This window comes from Paraburkholderia sp. BR10141 (genome assembly GCF_056155635.1).
The window spans coordinates 36,451-53,833 of record NZ_JBMIQH010000008.1; the positions used below are offsets into that span (position 1 = coordinate 36,451).

General features: G+C 65.1%; 18 protein-coding genes. 6 read left to right on the top strand and 12 right to left on the bottom strand.

The annotated features are described in order from the left end of the window. Window positions 1-60: 60 nt before the first annotated feature. The 3 genes from mtnK to ACOJB8_RS13390 form a co-directional block, all read right to left on the bottom strand. Entirely contained in the window at window positions 61-1,320 is a 1,260-nt protein-coding gene (gene mtnK / locus ACOJB8_RS13380; protein ID WP_475012853.1) for an S-methyl-5-thioribose kinase, read from the bottom strand. A 36-nt stretch (window positions 1,321-1,356) separates the two neighbouring features. Next, the gene (locus ACOJB8_RS13385) at window positions 1,357-2,046 is read right to left on the bottom strand and encodes a GntR family transcriptional regulator (RefSeq protein WP_475012855.1); all 690 of its coding nucleotides are present in this window, start codon (window positions 2,044-2,046) and stop codon (window positions 1,357-1,359) included. 149 nt (window positions 2,047-2,195) lie between these two features. Continuing rightward, window positions 2,196-2,876, bottom strand: a complete 681-nt coding sequence (locus ACOJB8_RS13390; protein ID WP_406953510.1) for a MarC family protein — start codon at window positions 2,874-2,876, stop codon at window positions 2,196-2,198. A gap of 183 nt (window positions 2,877-3,059) precedes the next feature. Here ACOJB8_RS13390 and ACOJB8_RS13395 point away from each other — a divergent pair, with 183 nt between their 5' ends. Continuing rightward, on the top strand, window positions 3,060-4,163 hold the full coding sequence (locus ACOJB8_RS13395; protein WP_475012857.1) for a serine hydrolase: 1,104 nt from the start codon (window positions 3,060-3,062) through the stop codon (window positions 4,161-4,163). A gap of 24 nt (window positions 4,164-4,187) precedes the next feature. On the opposite strand, the gene ACOJB8_RS13400 is transcribed toward ACOJB8_RS13395, so the two are convergent. Both ACOJB8_RS13400 and ACOJB8_RS13405 read right to left on the bottom strand, forming a co-directional pair. Beyond that, window positions 4,188-4,805: a histidine phosphatase family protein gene (locus ACOJB8_RS13400; protein ID WP_133186972.1), complete on the bottom strand. Its 618-nt coding sequence runs from the start codon at window positions 4,803-4,805 to the stop codon at window positions 4,188-4,190. A gap of 152 nt (window positions 4,806-4,957) precedes the next feature. Continuing rightward, complete coding sequence (locus ACOJB8_RS13405; RefSeq protein WP_475012859.1) at window positions 4,958-5,158, bottom strand: hypothetical protein; 201 nt, start codon at window positions 5,156-5,158, stop codon at window positions 4,958-4,960. Here ACOJB8_RS13405 and ACOJB8_RS13410 point away from each other — a divergent pair. Beyond that, complete coding sequence (locus ACOJB8_RS13410; RefSeq protein ID WP_368617958.1) at window positions 5,147-5,566, top strand: response regulator transcription factor; 420 nt, start codon at window positions 5,147-5,149, stop codon at window positions 5,564-5,566. The genes ACOJB8_RS13405 and ACOJB8_RS13410 overlap by 12 nt on opposite strands. Before the next feature lie 101 nt (window positions 5,567-5,667). On the opposite strand, the gene ACOJB8_RS13415 is transcribed toward ACOJB8_RS13410, so the two are convergent. The 5 genes from ACOJB8_RS13415 to cyoA all read right to left on the bottom strand — a co-directional run bounded on the left by ACOJB8_RS13415 (window position 5,668) and on the right by cyoA (window position 10,007). Continuing rightward, window positions 5,668-5,865: a CsbD family protein gene (locus ACOJB8_RS13415; protein ID WP_069261918.1), complete on the bottom strand. Its 198-nt coding sequence runs from the start codon at window positions 5,863-5,865 to the stop codon at window positions 5,668-5,670. 104 nt (window positions 5,866-5,969) lie between these two features. Continuing rightward, complete coding sequence (cyoD, locus tag ACOJB8_RS13420) at window positions 5,970-6,344, bottom strand: cytochrome o ubiquinol oxidase subunit IV (protein ID WP_368617957.1); 375 nt, start codon at window positions 6,342-6,344, stop codon at window positions 5,970-5,972. Next, window positions 6,341-6,952: a cytochrome o ubiquinol oxidase subunit III gene (cyoC, locus tag ACOJB8_RS13425; RefSeq protein WP_475012861.1), complete on the bottom strand. Its 612-nt coding sequence runs from the start codon at window positions 6,950-6,952 to the stop codon at window positions 6,341-6,343. Before cyoC ends, cyoD begins: the two co-directional genes overlap by 4 nt. A gap of 3 nt (window positions 6,953-6,955) precedes the next feature. Then, on the bottom strand, window positions 6,956-8,965 hold the full coding sequence (gene cyoB / locus ACOJB8_RS13430; protein WP_475012863.1) for a cytochrome o ubiquinol oxidase subunit I: 2,010 nt from the start codon (window positions 8,963-8,965) through the stop codon (window positions 6,956-6,958). Window positions 8,966-8,972: 7 nt separating this feature from the next. Further along, window positions 8,973-10,007, bottom strand: coding sequence for a ubiquinol oxidase subunit II (gene cyoA, locus ACOJB8_RS13435; RefSeq protein ID WP_475012865.1), 1,035 nt, complete (start codon window positions 10,005-10,007; stop codon window positions 8,973-8,975). 172 nt (window positions 10,008-10,179) lie between these two features. Between cyoA and ACOJB8_RS13440 the strand changes: the two genes are divergently transcribed. From ACOJB8_RS13440 to ACOJB8_RS13450, 3 genes are all read left to right on the top strand, one after another. Further along, window positions 10,180-11,574 carry an aminotransferase-like domain-containing protein gene (locus tag ACOJB8_RS13440; RefSeq protein WP_475012867.1) on the top strand — a complete coding sequence of 465 codons (1,395 nt, stop codon included), beginning with the start codon at window positions 10,180-10,182 and terminating at the stop codon, window positions 11,572-11,574. Window positions 11,575-11,771: 197 nt separating this feature from the next. After that, window positions 11,772-12,668: a fructose bisphosphate aldolase gene (locus tag ACOJB8_RS13445; protein ID WP_342946106.1), complete on the top strand. Its 897-nt coding sequence runs from the start codon at window positions 11,772-11,774 to the stop codon at window positions 12,666-12,668. A gap of 147 nt (window positions 12,669-12,815) precedes the next feature. Continuing rightward, window positions 12,816-13,553: a transglycosylase SLT domain-containing protein gene (locus ACOJB8_RS13450; RefSeq protein WP_368617952.1), complete on the top strand. Its 738-nt coding sequence runs from the start codon at window positions 12,816-12,818 to the stop codon at window positions 13,551-13,553. Window positions 13,554-13,766: 213 nt separating this feature from the next. Here the strand turns inward: ACOJB8_RS13450 and ACOJB8_RS13455 are convergent, their stop codons facing one another. After that, window positions 13,767-14,717 (bottom strand): ProQ/FINO family protein, encoded by a 951-nt coding sequence (locus ACOJB8_RS13455; RefSeq protein ID WP_475012869.1) that lies wholly within the window; start codon window positions 14,715-14,717, stop codon window positions 13,767-13,769. 209 nt (window positions 14,718-14,926) lie between these two features. Between ACOJB8_RS13455 and ACOJB8_RS13460 the strand changes: the two genes are divergently transcribed. Further along, window positions 14,927-15,703 carry an SDR family oxidoreductase gene (locus ACOJB8_RS13460; protein ID WP_342946103.1) on the top strand — a complete coding sequence of 259 codons (777 nt, stop codon included), beginning with the start codon at window positions 14,927-14,929 and terminating at the stop codon, window positions 15,701-15,703. Window positions 15,704-15,736: 33 nt separating this feature from the next. On the opposite strand, the gene opgC is transcribed toward ACOJB8_RS13460, so the two are convergent. Beyond that, complete coding sequence (gene opgC / locus ACOJB8_RS13465; protein WP_069261926.1) at window positions 15,737-16,825, bottom strand: OpgC domain-containing protein; 1,089 nt, start codon at window positions 16,823-16,825, stop codon at window positions 15,737-15,739. Window positions 16,826-17,383 lie beyond the last annotated feature (558 nt).

Genomic DNA, 17,383 nt, shown 5'->3' on the forward strand with positions numbered 1-17,383 from the left:
ACGTTCTCCGTCGATGCCGGTTGTCCGGGCTCTGCCGCTCATGCGGCAGCCTGTATTCGATTACGCCGATTCGGTGAGGACCTGTACGGCCAGCGCCGTGACCGCCTCGATCGACACCAACTCGCGGCGCCGTGTCAGCAGCGCTTCGGCGAGCTTCAGGCAGCGCACTTCCACGCGCGCGCGCACCGTATCGTCCTCGATACTCGTAATTTCCGCCACCTTCGCCATGCCGACGATGCGGCGGATCATCTTGCAGCCCGCAAAGCCGAGCGTATCGGCGAAGAGGCGTTTGATGAAATCGTCGCGGAAGGCCTCCGCCGCACGCGTGCCCGCCGGCCCGCCAATGTACGCGTGGCCGGTCTCGCGCTCGTGCAGCCGCCAGATCTGCGCGAACTTCTTCGCGAAGGCGTTCCACACAGCCTCGACCTGTTCGAGCAGCCAGCCCTGGTAGGCGGCCGGGTCGCGTCCCGCCTCGCGGTCGTGCCAGTCGCGCGCGTAATACGCGAGCAGCAGGTTCGCAATGAACGCGCCCGTGTCGAAGCCCATCGGTCCATAGAACGCGAACTCGGGGTCGATCACATACGTCTCATGCTCGTTCGCCATGATCGAGCCGGTATGCAGGTCGCCGTGCACGAGCGTTTCCGCATGGTTCATAAAGGCCCACTTCATCTCGCCTGCCGCGAGCCTCAGCGGCTCGTGCGTGCGCAGCCGTTCGATTGCAGCAACCGGCAGCGCGGGGCTGTAGACATTCGAGGGATGATCTTCGAACGGAAACGTGAAGACGAGTTCCTCGGTAATCTTGCACAATTCCGTGTTGATGTCGCCGCCGACGGCCGCTTTCTTGGCATCCGGCGCCAGATAGAGATCGGACCCGTGAAAGAGCGTGCGGGCCAGAAACGTGGAAACGTGATCGGCGAGCCGCGGATATACGATGCCGTCTATCAGCCCCCCGCGCAGCACGCGATGCGAATCGAGCCGCTGCATCACCATCAGGAACTTCTCGCTATCCGCGTGAAAGACGCTCGGCACGTGCTCGGGGCACAACGCGCCGAAGCGGCGCAACGCCGCCACTTCGCGCTCCATGCGCTCGCGCGGCAAGGGCCACGCTTCGCCAACCAGCCGCAGGTACGGCGGCGCCTGCTTCACGACGACGCTCAAACGCGGGTCACGCGTGCTGCTCACGAAGTAGACGTAGTTCAGGTTGCCGTCGCCCACTTCGACGACCTGCAATTCCCTGTCGTCGCCAAGCCTTGCGCAAACGGCCGGAATGCCCAGCAGATACTCGGTCAATTCGGCAGAGCTGAAAGCTTCGAAGTGCATACGTTCTTCCTGTCCGGAAATGGGCCGCTGGCCCGCCTAACGTCGCTTGCGCACGAGATCGAACTTGAAAATGCTGGCGTTGTAGTAGTCGTTGCTGTAGCAGACCGCGCGGCCGGTCTCGTCGAAATCCACTTCGTCGATCAGCAGGAACATGCCGATGTTCTCCTGCAATTCCGGCAAATCCCGCGGGGTGAGAACGGTCGGCTGGATCGAACTATGGGTGTGGGAGAGCCGAACGCCCGCGCGCTCCAGCGTGCCGAACAGCGACTCGCCCAGTTCCTGCCCTTCGAGCAGCGCCTTGGGCACGATGTCGATGCAGTAAGCGGCGATTGCATCGTCGGCGCGCCGCACGCGCTCGAAGCGCATGCAGGGATCGCCTTCGGCGATGCCGAGCTTTTGCGCGAGGCTGCCGGAAGCCGCGATCGTCCTCACCTGCAGACGGCTCGTGGAAGGCACCGCACCGACACTGCGTATCATGTCCGTCACAGACATCAGATCATCCAGACCGCCTTGCAGCTTGAGCGTGATTTGTCTGACGAAGGTCCCCTTGCCGTGCACGCGGGTGAGCAGACCGTGGGAAATCATCTGCGCGACCGCCTCCCGCAGGCTCGAGCGGCCCACGCCCAACAGCTCGCAAAGTTCGGGCTCCGGTGGGATTTGATCGCCCGGCTTGAGCGAGCGCTCGCGGATCATTTCCAGCAGCGAATCCTGGATTCGCTCGCACATCGACTGATCGACGCTCAGGCGCATGGCTTCCGCAAGATGGCGTGGGTTGGCGACATTGGGCTCCAATCTACATCAGACGTCTGATGTTATGGGCTCGTGGTTTTCCCTTTCATGCGGCGCAACACGACGAGAAGTGTGGGCGCGCTGCGCTATTTGACGCTCACCGAAAGCGGCACCGACTCGAGCAGATCCTCGATCCCGAGCCACAAGATCTGCAGGCCGATGCACAGCAGCACAAACGCGAGCAAGCGCATGAGCACTTCAGTCCCGACCGGTCCGAGCCGCTTGCCGACATGCCCCGCGAAGCGCACACACAGATAGATGCAGCCGCAAAGAACGACCAGGGCGAGCAGCACGCCGACGACATTGACGAGTTGCACGTGACCGCGCGGCCGACCCGTACCAAGCGCAATCGCGACCGCAATCGACCCCGGTCCGACAGTGACCGGCAGCGTGAGCGGATAAAACGCCATGGCGCGCAGCGTCGCCTGGCGCGCCGAATCCGGCGGCGCCTGCGAGTGTGCCGCCTCAGCGCCATCGCGCGATTTGTGAAGCAGGTTCCAGCCGGCGAACGCGATGACCAGCCCGCCCGCAACCCGCAACACGGGTATCGATATGCCGAAGAACGAGAGCACATAGGCGCCCATGAGCAGCGCCCCGAGCAGAATGAACAGGCTGTTGATGGCAATGATCCGCGCGAGAAATGCGCGTTCGCCGGCCGTCGCATGCGGCAGCATGCTCAGCACGATGAACCCCGCCGCGGGCGGATTGATCACGGGAAAGAGTCCCGCGAAGACGAGCAGGAAGGTGTCGGAGAGTTGATTGAGCATCCCTGTTCCCCCTTGGCATGACGGAGTATACGGACCCGCTCGCCGCCCGTTCAATACGACGATGATCCCACTGAATGACGATTATGGAACCGGAATGGAACTTCATCGGTCGATCCCGCTCGAACAATGCCGCCAAAATCTCGACGCGCACAGCGCAGACCCAACGTTCAAGCCCATCCGTCGATGCCTTTCGCTTCCCGACTTCGATTGCTGCCCAGCCTGCTCGCCCTGATTGTCGCGGCCCTCGCGGCAGGCGCAGTTCCAGCCAGCGCCCATGCCGCCGCTCATCGCAGCGTGGCCGAAAGACCCCACCACGCAACGGCCACGAAGAAGAAGAGAGTCGCGCACAAGACGAAGCCCGCACATCGTTCGATGCCCGCCGATGCGCCCTCCACCAAACTCTCCGGGCCGAAGCGCCGCACCAAACGCGCGAAGCCCAGACATGGCCCGCCGCCCGCGCCGCAACACGCCGTGCACGCGAGCGCCAAAAACGCGCACGCTCCTCGCCTGCTCGCCCGCTGCGGCTTTACGCCGGCGTCGCGCAAGCAGCTCTTTTCGCATGCCGTCTACGTTGTGGACGAAAACACCCACACGCCGCTCTACGCGCGCCATGCCGACACGGTGGCGCCCATCGCATCGGTGTCGAAGCTCATGACGGCCATCGTCTGGCTCGATAGTGCGCATGCGCCCCTGCAACAGCGGCTCTCAGTCACGGCCGCCGATCTCGACACGCTCAAATTCACGCATTCGCGCCTCGGCGTGGGCGCGTCGCTCACGCGCGCGAATATGCTGCACGTTGCGCTGATGTCGTCGGAAAACCGTGCGGCTTCGGCGCTCAGCCGCGATTATCCAGGCGGCCAGCCTGCGTTTATCGCGGCAATGAACGCGAAAGCGCAGCGCCTCGGCATGAAGCACACGCATTTCGTCAATGCGACGGGGCTCTCGCCGCAGAACGTTTCAACCGCGCGCGAACTGGCGAGCCTCGTGCGCGCAGCCGATGGCTACCCGCTCATTCGCCGCTATTCGATCGATCATCAGGAACGCGTGGCCACGGGCCACGGGCAGTTGCAGTATGTGAACACCAATCGGCTGGTGCGCTACGGGCAGGTGCGCGCGAGCGTGCAGAAAACGGGCTTCATCAACGAGTCCGGCCACAACATGGTGATGCGCGTGATGGTGCACGGCCGGCGGCCCGTGATCGTCACAATGCTAGGGAGCGCCACGCCCGAGGGTTCTCGTCTGGACGGCGTGCGCATCGCGCACTGGCTGTCGTGCTCCTTGCGCTGAGCGAGCGCGCGCGTCAGGAATTCTTTACATCAACGCCCTGCGCTCGCCGAGCGCATTCCAGCGGCGGATGGCGCGGCTTTCGTGGTCGAAGCCGAGAATGCTCACCGAAGCCGTGTCGAGATACAGATGCTCGCCGAGCGCCGCCGAACCGGAAGCCCAGCAGCCCCCCAACGCGCGCAGGAAATGCGCGTGTGAAAAGAGTGCCACGCGGCCCCGCATGGCCAGCAGGCCCTCGATTACCGACGCCGCCCGCGCCTGAACCCGCGCGAGATCCTCGCCATGCGCGATGGGCGAATGCCACACGCTCCAGTCGGGTTCAGTCTTGCGGATATCCGCTGTCTTGAGGCCTTCGTAAATCCCATAGTCCCACTCGTGCAAGTCGGCCGAAATCGTCATCTGGTCGCCGAGGCCCGCGAGCTGGCAGGTCTCGATGGCCCGCGCCATCGGGCTGCAAAGCACCGCGTCGAAGTGCTGTGCGGCGAGCGACGGCGCCAGCGAGCGCGCCTGCTCGCGTCCGTGACCGGTGAGCGCGATATCGGTGCGGCCGGTGTGCTGCCCGGAGAGGCTCCATTCCGTTTCACCATGACGGATCAACCAGACTTCGCGCAGTCCGGAGGACACACTGGCAGGATTGGCAGACATCGGGAGCTCCACGTTCGTGCCCCGCGCGGAACACACGGGATGCCTGCAGCATACCTGTTCTGAGGGCTTTTCGCCGTGCCGCTATCCTCCTGTTGCACATGGCAAAATGAAGGCAGATCGAAAGCGACGAGGCTGTCATGCCGCGCCGCTATTTATTTGCACTCCGTAGTAATGTGATTCAGAAAAGATGCGAGATGCCAAGCAACGGCAAGCGTTTGCGAAGAATGCGGGGTCGTGACGGAAATGCCGGGCCAGCTCATCATCGCCTGGCCGGTCAGCACCGTGGCGCTGCCGAAGTGCGAGCGCAGCACACGCCAGCCGGGCGTGACCGCGCGCGGGGCATGGCGAGCCACGAAGGCTTCGTGCGCGCGTTCCTCGATGAAGGTGAAGCATTGATGCGCCTGCTTGGCGCATGGGCCGAGCGCGGTCCCACGCAAATCGGCTCGCTAGGCGTGGTGCCCGCGTTCGTCGCGCAGTTGCTGGACGGCGTGGCGCCCGCCCGCGCGCGCATGGCGGACTCAACGGGTGCCGCCGATCTTTCGCCCTACGCCGCGGACTCTCCCGCCGACGCGCTCACGGCGCGCGAACTGGACGTGCTAAGGATGCTTTCGGCCGGCCACCGCAACCGCGTGATCGCGGAGAAGCTGTTCGTCTCCGAGCTGACGGTGAAGTCGCATCTTCGAAAGATCAGCGCCAAGCTCGGCGCGGGCAATCGTACCCAGGCAGTCGCCATCGGCCGTGCGAAAGGGCTGATTCCTTGATTGTGGATCTCGCCGGCCTGAGCGCCGAACGCGCCACGCGCGGACAGCATGACGCCGCCGCCCCTTTCGAGGCGGCGGCGCGGTGGGTTAGCGATCGTTTATCAGTGATGGCGCTTCGTGTCCTTCTCCACGTCCTTTGCGGCCTCCTTCATGTCACCAACGTTCTTGCGTGCCTGGCCAGCTCCCTGCTGGAGGTCCCCCTTCACTTCGCGCGCCGGGTTGTCGGTTGCGCGGCCTACGGCCTCATTGACCTTGCCCTTCATCTTTTCAGCCGTGCCCTTCACCTGGTCCTTGTTCATGGTCACACTCCACGTAAAAGCGACGGTGTGTCGCGACGCTTCACATAGCGCATGCACCGTGCCCGCGGTTCCGGCGCCAGTATTCGGGGACGCAACGTCACACGTCAGTCGTGCGCCATGGCGCGGTCGATCGAGATCTGCGTGGGCATCATGTTGATGTTTGCGTTGTGCATGACCCACAGCGAAAGCCCGACGATCACCGCGATCAGGAACGCCGTGCAGATGAAGATGCCCGTGTTGGCGCGCTGGCTGCGCGATGCGCCGATATGCAGGAAATACACGAGTTGCACGACGAGCTGCGCGATGCAGAGCACGACGATGGCCGCAAGCCCGAAGGCCGGCGAAACGACTCGAAACATCACCACGCCGAACGACGCGAGCGTCAGCACGAGCGAGAGCACCGTGCCGATCATGTAGCCCTTGAAACTGCCGTGCGACGCGTCATGCACGGCGTGGTGGGTGGCATGGGACTGGCTCACAGGAAACCTCGCAGGTAAACAAACGTAAATACACAGATCCACACGAGATCGAGAAAGTGCCAAAAGAGGCTCAGGCAGGCGAGGCGGCGGCGGACCGTGCCGGTCAGACCGAACTTGAAGGTCTGGTGCATCATGATCGCGATCCACAACAGACCAGCCGTGACGTGCAGCCCGTGCGTGCCGACCAGTGTGAAGTACGCCGAAAGGTAGGCGCTCGTCCCGGGCCCCGCCCCATCGGCGATGAGCTTGCCGAACTCGTTCACCTCCATCGCGACGAAGCCCGCGCCGAACAGGAACGTGATGGCGAGCCACACGATCACCTGGCCGCGCCGCTGCGCGTAGAGATTCAGCATGGCCATGCCGAAGGTGACGCTGCTCGCAAGCAGCAGCAGCGTTTCACCGAGCACGTAGGGCAGTTCGAATAGTTCCTTCGCGCCCGGACCGCCTGCCGTCGCATTCGCGAGCACGCCGAACGTGGCGAAGAGCGTCGCGAAGATGAGGCAGTCGCTCATCAGGTAGATCCAGAAGCCCAGCGTGGTTCTGGTGCTGTCGTCGTGATCGTGACCATGAGCATGACCATGGGCGTGAGTAGTAGCAGCGTGAGCCATGGTTTATGCCATCTCCTCGATGTGCTCGGATTGATCGAAACGCTGGATGCCGAGTTGCCTGAAGCGCGCGTTCTCGATGCGCTCGACCTCGGCGGCCGGAACCCAGTAATCCACGTCCTGGTTGTACGTGCGCGCGATGAACGTGACGATCATGCCGATGAGTCCCGCCGCCGCGAACAGCCACATGTGCCACACGATCGCAAAGCCGAACAGCAGGCTGAACGCAGCGATGATGAAGCCCGCGCCGGTGTTGCGCGGCATATGGATATCCTCGTACTTCGCCGGCTGCACGTAGGCGCGGCCCGCTTCCTTGTTGTCCCAGTGCTGCTCCATCGAAGTGATCTCCGGCAGCACGGCGAAGTTGTAGAACGGCGCAGGCGAAGCGGTCGACCACTCGAGGCTGCGGCCATCCCACGGGTCGCCGGTCACGTCGCGGTTGGCCTCGCGATCGCGCAGGCTCACCACGATCTGCACGATGAACGAGAGAATGCCGAGGCCCACGAACACCGCGCCCACGAGCGCCACCACGAGCCACGGATGCCACTCGGCCACCTCATAATGATTCATGCGGCGCGTCATGCCTTCGAAGCCGAGGATGTAGAGCGGCGTGAACGCGAGCCAGTAGCCAATCAGCCAGCACCAGAACGACACCTTGCCCCAGAACTCGTTGAGCGTGAAGCCGAACACCTTGGGGAACCAGAAGCTCACGCCCGCCAGACAGCCGAATACCACCCCGCCGATGATCACGTTATGGAAGTGCGCAACGAGAAAGAGCGAGTTGTGCAGCACGAAGTCCGCGCCCGGCACGGCCAGCAGCACGCCGGTCATGCCGCCCACGGCGAACGTCACCATGAAGCCGATGGTCCAGAGCGTGGCGCTGTGATAGCGGATGCGCCCGCGATACATCGTGAAGAGCCAGTTGAAGAGCTTCACGCCGGTCGGGATCGAAATGACCGTGGTCATGATGCCGAAGAACGCATTGACGTTCGCGCCCGAGCCCATCGTGAAGAAGTGGTGCAGCCACACGAAGAACGAGAGGATGCCGATCGACGACGTGGCGTAGACCATCGACTTGTAGCCGAACAGCGGCTTGCCCGAGAACGTCGCGATGATTTCCGAGTACGCACCGAACGCAGGCAGGATGAGGATGTAGACCTCCGGGTGACCCCAGACCCAGATCAGGTTGATGTACATCATCGCGTTGCCGCCCAGCTCGTTCGTGAAGAAGTGCATGTCGAAGTAGCGGTCCATCGTGAGCAGCGCGAGCGTGGCGGTGAGCACCGGGAACACCGCGACGATCAGGATGTTGGTGATGAACGCCGTCCACACGAACACCGGCATCTGCATCATCTTCATGCCCGGCGCGCGCATGCGCAGGATCGTGACGATGAAGTTGATGCCCGAGAGCGTGGTGCCGAGACCCGATAGCTGCAGCGACCATATGTAGTAGTCCATACCGACTGTCGGACTATAGCCAAGCTCCGATAGCGGCGGATACGCCACCCAGCCCGTGGCCGCGAAATCGCCCACGAACATGGAGACCATCACGAGCACCGCGCCCACGACCGAAAGCCAGAAGGAGAGCGAGTTGACGAACGGATAGGCCACGTCGCGCGCGCCGATCTGCAGGGGCACGACCACGTTCATCAAGCCGAGAATGAGCGGCGTCGCCACGAAGAAGATCATGATGACGCCGTGCGCCGTGAAGATCTGGTCGTAGTGATGCGGCGGCAGATAGCCCGCGGCGTCGCCATACGCGAGCGCCTGTTGCGCGCGCATCATGATCGCATCGGCGAAACCGCGCAGCAGCATGACGACCGCGAGAATGATGTACATGACACCGATGCGCTTGTGATCGACCGACGTGATCCACTCGCGCCACAAATAGCCCCACTTGCCCGCGATCGTGATCGCGGCGAGCAAGGCGAGGCCGCCGAGCGCCACGACGGCGCCCGTGCCCATGATGATCGGCTCGTGCCAGGGAACGGCGTCGAGCGTGAGTTTTCCGAACATGGTGTGATTACTCCGCTGCCAGAATGGCGCTACGGTTGAGCGTGAGCGCCGAGGCGCCTGTGCCAGGGACTGCGCTGGGGGCTGTGCCCGGGACCGCGGGGACCGTGCCGCAAATCGGGTTGCCGTGCACGTCCCGCATGTACTTGCCGACCACGCCGTCGAACAGGCCCGGCGCGACGTTCGAATAGAGCGTCACTGGGGTCTTTTCGCCGGGCAACGCGAGCTGTTCGTAGGCCGCCCGGCTCAGCATCGTGGGCGACGCCTTCGCCTGCGCGATCCAGGCGTCGAAGTCGGCGCGGCTCTTGGCCAGCGTTTCGAAATGCATGTCGGAGAAGCCCGGGCCGCTGAATGCCGCCGACCGGCCCGCATAGATGCCGGGCTCGTTCGCGATGAGATGCAGCTTCGTCTGCATGGCCGGCATCGCATACACCTGACTGCCCAGCTGCGGGATGAAGAACGAATTCATCAGCGACTCGGCGGTGAGGTTGAACTCGACGGGCGTATCCACGGGAATCGCCAGCTGGTTCACAGAGGCCACGCCGTAATCCGGATAGATGAAGAGCCACTTCCAGTTGAGCGCAACCACGTCCACGCGCACGGGTTTCGTCTGCGATTCGATCGGGCGATACGGGTCGAGTGAATGCGTCGTGCGCCAGATCAGCACGGCGAGCGTGAGCACGATCACGCAGGGAATCGTCCACACCACTACTTCGATGACCGTGGAATGCGACCAGCGCGGCGCGTAAGTCGCGTTCGGGTTGGAGGCGCGGTAGCGCCACGCGAACCACAGCGTGAGCACGATCACTGGGATCACGACGAGCAGCATCAACCCGAGCGCGATCAGGATCAGGTTCTTTTCCTGCACGCCGATGTCGCCCTTCGGGGCGAGCAGCGCCATGTTGCAGCCGCTGAGCAGCACGAGCGGGATGCCCGCCGCGCTGAGAGCGGCGCGCCGCAGAAAGCGGGTAACGAAGAGTGGACGGGATGAAGAAGGCGGGCCGGCGGTAGCGGCCCGCCCCGAGCGAGGGTCTGGATTGCGCATGTCTGGTTCCAAGGTTGACGTTCGCGCAAACCCATCCATACGTGCTCACTCTGCTGCCGCACGAGCGGCCTTGGAGGGCCGCCGCAGAAGCCATACATAGCCTACATGTATGGATTTACGCGCTTCATGCACGCATGCTAGAGTAAGACATGACGCATACATCCGCGACAGAATGACACACGACCAACCTGCTGAAAGCGCCGGAGATATCAATGCATGGGCCACGGCGATGCAGTCCGGCAACGGCCCGCGCTACCTGCGGCTGGCCGATTTCATCGAAGCCGCGGTGGCGCATGGCACGCTGCGCCCCGGCGAGCGCGTGCCCGCGCAGCGCAGTCTCGCCACCCTGCTTGCGGTCGATCTGACCACCGTCACGCGCGGCTTCAACGAAGCCCGGCGGCGCGGCCTGATCGAGGCGCGCGGGCCGCTGGGCACCTTCATCGCCGCGCCGCGCGCCGAGCTGCTCCAACGCGTGGACCTCAGCATGAACATCCCGCCTGCGCCCGCCGACCTCGACATGAACGCGCTGCTGCGCGAAGGCATGGCGCGCGTGCTGGTGCGCAGCGACGCCGATCTGCTCATGACTTACCACATGGGCGGCGGCGGCCGCGCCGACTGGCAGGCGGGCGCGAAGTGGCTGCAGCCCGTGCTCGGCCACGTCGCGCCCGATCGCGTGGTGGTCTGTCCCGGCGCGCAGGCGGCGCTGGCCGCGCTGATCCTTGCGTTCACGCAGCCGGGCGAGGTCATCCTCGCCGAGCCGCTGCTCTATCCGGGCCTGCCGCACGCGGCGGCGCAACTGGGCCGCCGCATCGCCCCCGTTGCCGTGGATGACCACGGCATGCGCCCCGACGCGCTCGAAGCGGCTTGCCGCAAGCACGCGGCGCGTTTCATCTACGTGAACCCCACGTTGCAGAACCCGACGACGGCGACCATGCCGGAGCCACGCCGCCTGGAAATCCTGCGGGTGGCGCAGCGCTGCGGCGCGTTGATCGTCGAAGACGATCCTTACTGGCGTTTCGCGCCCGATGCGCCAGCGCCATTTGCCCGGCTCGCGCCCGCTCAGGTCTGCTATCTCGCGACGCTTTCCAAGACGCTCTCGCCCGGCCTGCGCACGGCTTATCTCGCGCTGCCCGACGAAGACGCGCACACCCGCCTCGTGACCGCGCTGCGCACGTTCTCGCTGATGGCCGCGCCGCTCACCAACGCGCTCGCCACACACTGGATCGAGGAAGGCGTGGCCGAGCAGATCTTCGCGGACGTGAAGGCCGAAGCGCGCGAGCGCCAGCGCATCGCGGCGCATACGCTGGGATCGTCGGCGGGCGCGGGCATTCACCTCTGGTACACGCTGCCCCGCTACTGGCAGGCGCGCGAGCTGGCCGCGGCCGCGAGCACCGAAGGCCTCGCCGTGGCGCCCTCCACGGCTTTCCAGCAAGGCCCGGAGACCGCGAACGCGATCCGCATTTCTCTGGGCGCGACGGGCGGGCGCGAACAATTGCAGGCCGCGCTGCGCAAGCTCTCGGCGCTGCTCGCGAACGACCGCAGCGCGCAGGCGCAAGTCATCGTGTGACGGCGCTTGCCGCGATCTTCCCTGGCACCGTAATTGCTGCGGTGTATCGTTTCCCCTGCTTCAGCGCGGCTGCGCGGCCATGCCCACATAATGGCAAAGACGCGGCGCAGCGGCGCAAGTACACTCGTCGCAGCAGGCGGCGACCCGATTCGAGTAACCGCGCCCGCAAGGGCGCCCCAAATACGGGAGATACGACGATGGCAAACGAGCAAATGCTTGCGCAGATGCGCGACAAACCGGGCTTCATCGCCGCGCTGGACCAGAGCGGCGGTTCGACGCCTGGCGCGCTGCGCCAGTACGGCATCCCCGAAAGCGCGTATAGCGGCGACGCCGAAATGTTCCGCCTCATCCACGAAATGCGGGTGCGCATCGTCAGCGCCCCCGCATTCACGGGCGAGAAGGTGATTGGCGCGATCCTGTTCGAGGCGACCATGGACGGCCAGGCGCAAGGCAAGCCGGTGCCCGACTTCCTCTGGAACGAACGCCGCGTCGTGCCCTTCCTCAAGGTCGACAAGGGGCTGGAGGCCGAGTCCGACGGCGTGCGCCTCATGAAGCCGATTCCGGGCCTCGACGCCCTGCTCGAACGTGCGGTGACGGCCGGCATTTTCGGCACCAAGATGCGCTCGGTGATCGAGCACGCCTCGCCTTCCGGCATCGCTTCCATCGCCGCGCAGCAGTTCGCATTCGGCGCGCAGATTTCCGCGCACGGACTCGTGCCGATCCTCGAGCCCGAAGTCTCCATCAAGGCCCCCGACAAGGCCAAGGCCGAGAAGCTGTTGCGCGACGAACTGCTCAAAGGACTCGACGCGCTGCCCGCCTCGCAGAACGTGATGATCAAGCTCACGATTCCCGATACGCCCGACTTCTACCTGCCGCTCATCGAACATCCGCGCGTGGTGCGCGTGGTGGCGCTCTCGGGCGGCTACTCGCGTACTGACGCGTGCGAGCGTCTCGCCAAAAACCATCGCATGATTGCAAGCTTTTCGCGCGCGCTGATCAACGACCTCACGAAGTCGATGAGCGACGCCGAGTTCGATGCCGCGCTCGCCGCGAGCATCGACGAAATCTGGAAGGCTTCGGTGCGGAAGGACTGAACCCGGCCTGAACTCGGCCTCAAGCGGTGCCGGGCGCCGCGCCCGGCACGACACCGGTCAGGGATGTGAAAACGGGATGACACGCAGCCGGCCTCATTAATCGGGGCCGGTTATACTTGCGCCTTCTTTTTCTCCTATGCACCGGCCATGAGGCAGTTCCTCTGCCTGCTCGTCCTGTTGCCGGGCCTCGTGCAGACCGCGGCCGCGCAGGCGCAGCAGCAGGCGCCCGCTAGCGACGTCGTCAGCGCATCGGCTGCGAGCGAGGTTGCTCCCGCAAGCTCCAGCGCCATGTCCGGCGCGGTTTCGAAATACCTCACGCAAAAGTTCGGTATCGCGAAAGGGAAAGCGGCGCAAATCTCGCAAGCCGTCACGGGCGCCGCCGAGAAATATTCGCTGCCGCCTGCAGTGCTGCTCGCCATCATCTCGATCGAGTCGCGCTTTCGCGAGAAGGCGCACGGCGCGAATGGCGCGACCGGACTCATGCAGGTCGTGCCGTCGGCGCATCGCAATCTCCTGCACAACAAGGATCTCACCGACCCCGAGGTCAACATCGACGTGGGCTCGTCGATCCTCTATGGCTACCAGCGGGCTGCCGGCGGCGACCTCAATGCCGCGATGAAGAACTATGGCGGATCGAAGGCCTATGCGGAAAAGATCCGCACGCGCGCCGTGGAGTTCAGCCGGGTGCTCGACACCGCTAGCACGCCGGCCGCGAGCGATGCGCGGGCGAGCGTCGGGCTGGCGGCATCGGCGGCTTCCGCCTTTGCGGCTGCGGCGGCAACGGCCGCGATCGGCGCATCCGGCCCTGCTGCAGCACCCTCCGCGACATCGGCGGCCTCCGCGCAGGCTGCCGCGCAAGGCACCGCTTCGGCCAGCGCGCGCTAACACTGCTACCTGCTTCGCTCAGGCTGCCTCGCGTGCGATCGGCGGCCATGCGATGCGCATCGAAAGCACCCGAGTTCCCGATACGAAGGCCGACGTGCGCGCCGAAGGTTGCGCGCGCATCGATCGGCAGCGCCTCGCCAGACGTGCGAACGCCCCTCGCGCGGCGGTGCCGCGAGAGGGGCGTTTCGACGAGGGAACTTCCGGCGCGCGGGCTCAGGCGCCGCTTGCGGGCGTCTCGCCGTTTTCCGGTTGCTGTACCGCGGCTTCCGGCGCGCTGGACGGGCCTTGCGGCTCTACGCTCTGGGCTTCGAGCTGGGGCGCGGGTTCGGTCTTCGCCTCGGCATTGGCCTCTGTCTTGACCTCCGGCTGGGCGTTGCCCTCTTCGCGCGCCTTGGCTTGCGCCTCGGCCTTGGCCTTCTGGCGCGCCAGCGCCGCATTTGCGCGGCCGACGTGCGACGGGTCGATGCCCGGACCTTCCGAAGCCGTGCCGTCGAGTTCGTAGCGCGAGCCGCCTGCGGCCACGCGCTCGTGATAGCGCGGATGGTTCACATGGCGCTTGAGCACGGCGACGATCATCGTGCGCTCGTACTCGGGGTGACGCGCGACGAGGTCCTCGGCCACGCCGATCTTGAGCGGCAAACGGTCGCGGAAAGCCGGGTAGTGCTTCGCGAACACATTCCAGACCGTGTTCAACTGGCGATTGCGCTCGATGCGCGCCTTTTCGGCCTCGCTCAGATTCGCGGCCGGCGGCTGCTGGGGACGCGCCGGACGGCGGCGTTGCTGCTGCCCGGAACGCTCGGCCGCCTCAGGTCCGCGGGCCGGCTTCGGCTGCTGCGGCCGGCGCGGTTGCTGCGCGCGCTGCCCCTGCTCACCTTGATTCTGCTCCTGCGCTCGCGCGCCCTGAGGCCGGCCATGGCGCGAGCGCGCACGCTCGTCCTTGCCGCCGGCTGCGCCAGCAGCCGCCGAACCCTCTCTCGGCGCACGCGGGCCCTTCGGGGCGTGCGAGCCGCCATGGCCCTTCGCGCCCTTGTGAGCGGGCTTGCCTTGCGATTTTTGCGCCTGTTCTTCGGCTGGCTGGCCTGAGCCGCCCCCCATGCTCTTCTTGATCTCAAGAAGACCTTCCTTGAAGCTCAGGGTACGGCGTTGTTGCGATGCGGCTTTCACGTCCAGATCTCTTCCATATGGAACCGGACGCTATGATACCGAAAACACGGCCGATCCAACCGGGCAATCGTTTGTTGCGCCCCGTTTCGCGTCCGCCGTCGTGTGCCGCACCACACCGCGACTACATGCGGCGCGCGGCAAAATCCCTCGATTTCATGCATCGACACCTTGCGCACGCAAGGATCGCATCCCTTTATCATCACGACACCATGACGATTTCGACATCCGCCCCCCGTTCCACCATTCGCGCCATCGTGACCGGCCATACGCGCGGATTGGGTGCGGCGCTCGCGCAATCGCTGCTGCAACGGGACATCGAGGTGCTCGGCCTCGGCCGTGGCGCGCATGCGGAACTGGCTTCCCGCCATCCGGAACGGTTCGCCGAGGCCGTCGTGGACCTCGCCGATCCCGCCGCACTCGAACGCTGGCTGGCGGGCGACACGCTCGATGCGTTCGCGCTCGGCGCGCAGTGCGTGCTGCTCTTCAACAACGCGGGCAGCGTCGAGCCGATTGCCCCGCTCGGCGCGCAGGACCCGCTCGCCATCGCGCGCGCCGTGACGCTCAACGTGGCAGCGCCGTTGATGCTCGCGAATGCGCTCGCCGCCACGTCTGCGCCCGGCGCGAGCGCATCACGACGCATCGTGCATATTTCGAGCGGCGCCGCGCGCAACGCGTATGCGGGCTGGAGCGTGTATTGCGCGACCAAGGCCGCGCTCGACCACCACGCGCGCGCCGTCGCCCTCGATGCGCCGGCCGGCCTGCGCATTTGCAGCATCGCACCTGGCGTGATCGATACCGGCATGCAGAAGATGATCCGCGCGACGAGCGTCGACCAGTTCCCGATGCGCGAGCGCTTCGAACAGCTCAAGCAGAACGGTTTGCTGTCCACGCCCGAAGCGGCCGCGCAACAATTGATCGACTATGCGTTGAGCGATGCCTTCGGCTCGTTGCCCGTCACTGATGTGCGCGAACCTGGCAAGGCGTGAGCGCGTCGTGCGTTGAATCGTTGCCGTCGCGCTTCACGTAAGCGCGACGCGCGGCCGTACCGCTTTCAGGCGCCGCATGCCACCCGCGAGCGCGAGCAATGCGCCGACCGCGAGCACGTCGCCCGCGAGCCGTGCGGGCAACGAAGCGGTGACATGCGTTGCACGCAGCAGCGTGTCGATGACGTTCGAAGCCACCGCGCCCCCCACGAAACAGACGAGGCCCTGCTGCCCCACGGTGACGACGGCCGGCAGCCGCTGCGCAAGCCACGCTATCCAGCCCTTGCGCACCGCCTGCGCGGCGAGCCACGCCACGGCGGCGAAGTTCACGATGCGCACGCTCGCGAGATTCTGCTTCATGTAGCCAGGCTGAGGGTCCAGATCGGCGAACAACTGGATGAACGCGAACGTGGCGACGAGCACCAGCGCGAACGCTGTCAACGCGCGGCCCGTCCAGGAGACCTGGAACGCACGCGACACCGGATAGATGCGGCACAGCAGCCCCAGCATGAACATGGCCTGCCAGGCAAACGGGTTGAACGGCCAGATGGCGCCGGGCGCGGTAGGCAAATACCCCACGAGCCAGCACCCGCCGAACCACAGCACGAAGCTGCCCACGAGCACGAGATCGGGCGAGCGGCGCGCAAGCGGCATCACGAATGGCAGGAGCATCACGAGCACGATGTACATGGGCAAGACGCCGGCCAGATACGGCTGGTCGCGAAACACCGCGATATTGGCGAGCATCGTGAACGGCTGCGCGGCGAAGCGCAGATAACCCGACTCTGCGACCAGCGGCGAATCCACCCGCATCGTTACCGCGGCGGCGCCCGACAGCAGCATGAGCGCAGCGGTGCACAGGTAGGCGGCGTAGATCTCGCGCCCGCGACGCCAGAAGCGCCGGTTGGCCGCGCCCTCGCCCTTGCGTCCGGCAATGGCGAGCCAACTCGCCGCGCATACATAGCCGCTCACGAACACGAACACTTCCGCGGAGTCGCAGAACGCGAAGTTGTGCAGCATCGCATGCGAAAGCACACTGGAAGGAATGTGATCGAGCGCGATGGAAATCAAAGCGAAACCCCGGAAAAAGTCGATTTCGATCGATCGCTTCGCTGTCTGACTCATGGGTGACGACTCCCGTTCGTGTCGAAGATTACGATTGAAGGGGTGCGCGACTTCGATTCAATGAAGCTGTCAGCTTTACGGCTATTTTTGTAAGGATGCCTGATCGATTCATGGCCACACGCGCAACGCATGAAAGGGTTCCGTAAAAGGCTGCACCGGAGCGCCGCCTCACCAAGCGACTTTAATGCCAGCTCCACGCGCAATGCGCCAGCGTGACCCATGGTAAGCATTTCGCCCGCTTCACGGTTGCACGCAGTCGCGCGCGCAGCGCCGGACGGTGCGCGCCATGCACACGGAATCGGCATCCGCCCGTTTCTGGTGCCACATCCTATGGCGTCCCGGCGTCCGCCCCGTCGCGGCATTTGGGCCGTCGCGTCTCGTGGAAAGGCGCACGAAAGCCTGCGTGTTCCCTTTGCTTGCGTCATGGCGAGTTGACGCCGCGCCGCACCAAGGGTTCCACAAATATTCAGATGTTTCGCCGCCGCGCCCAGGGTCATCCCGCCCTCGCTCGCAAATTACTTGACACCTAAAGTAATTGAACCTACATTGACCTTGCAG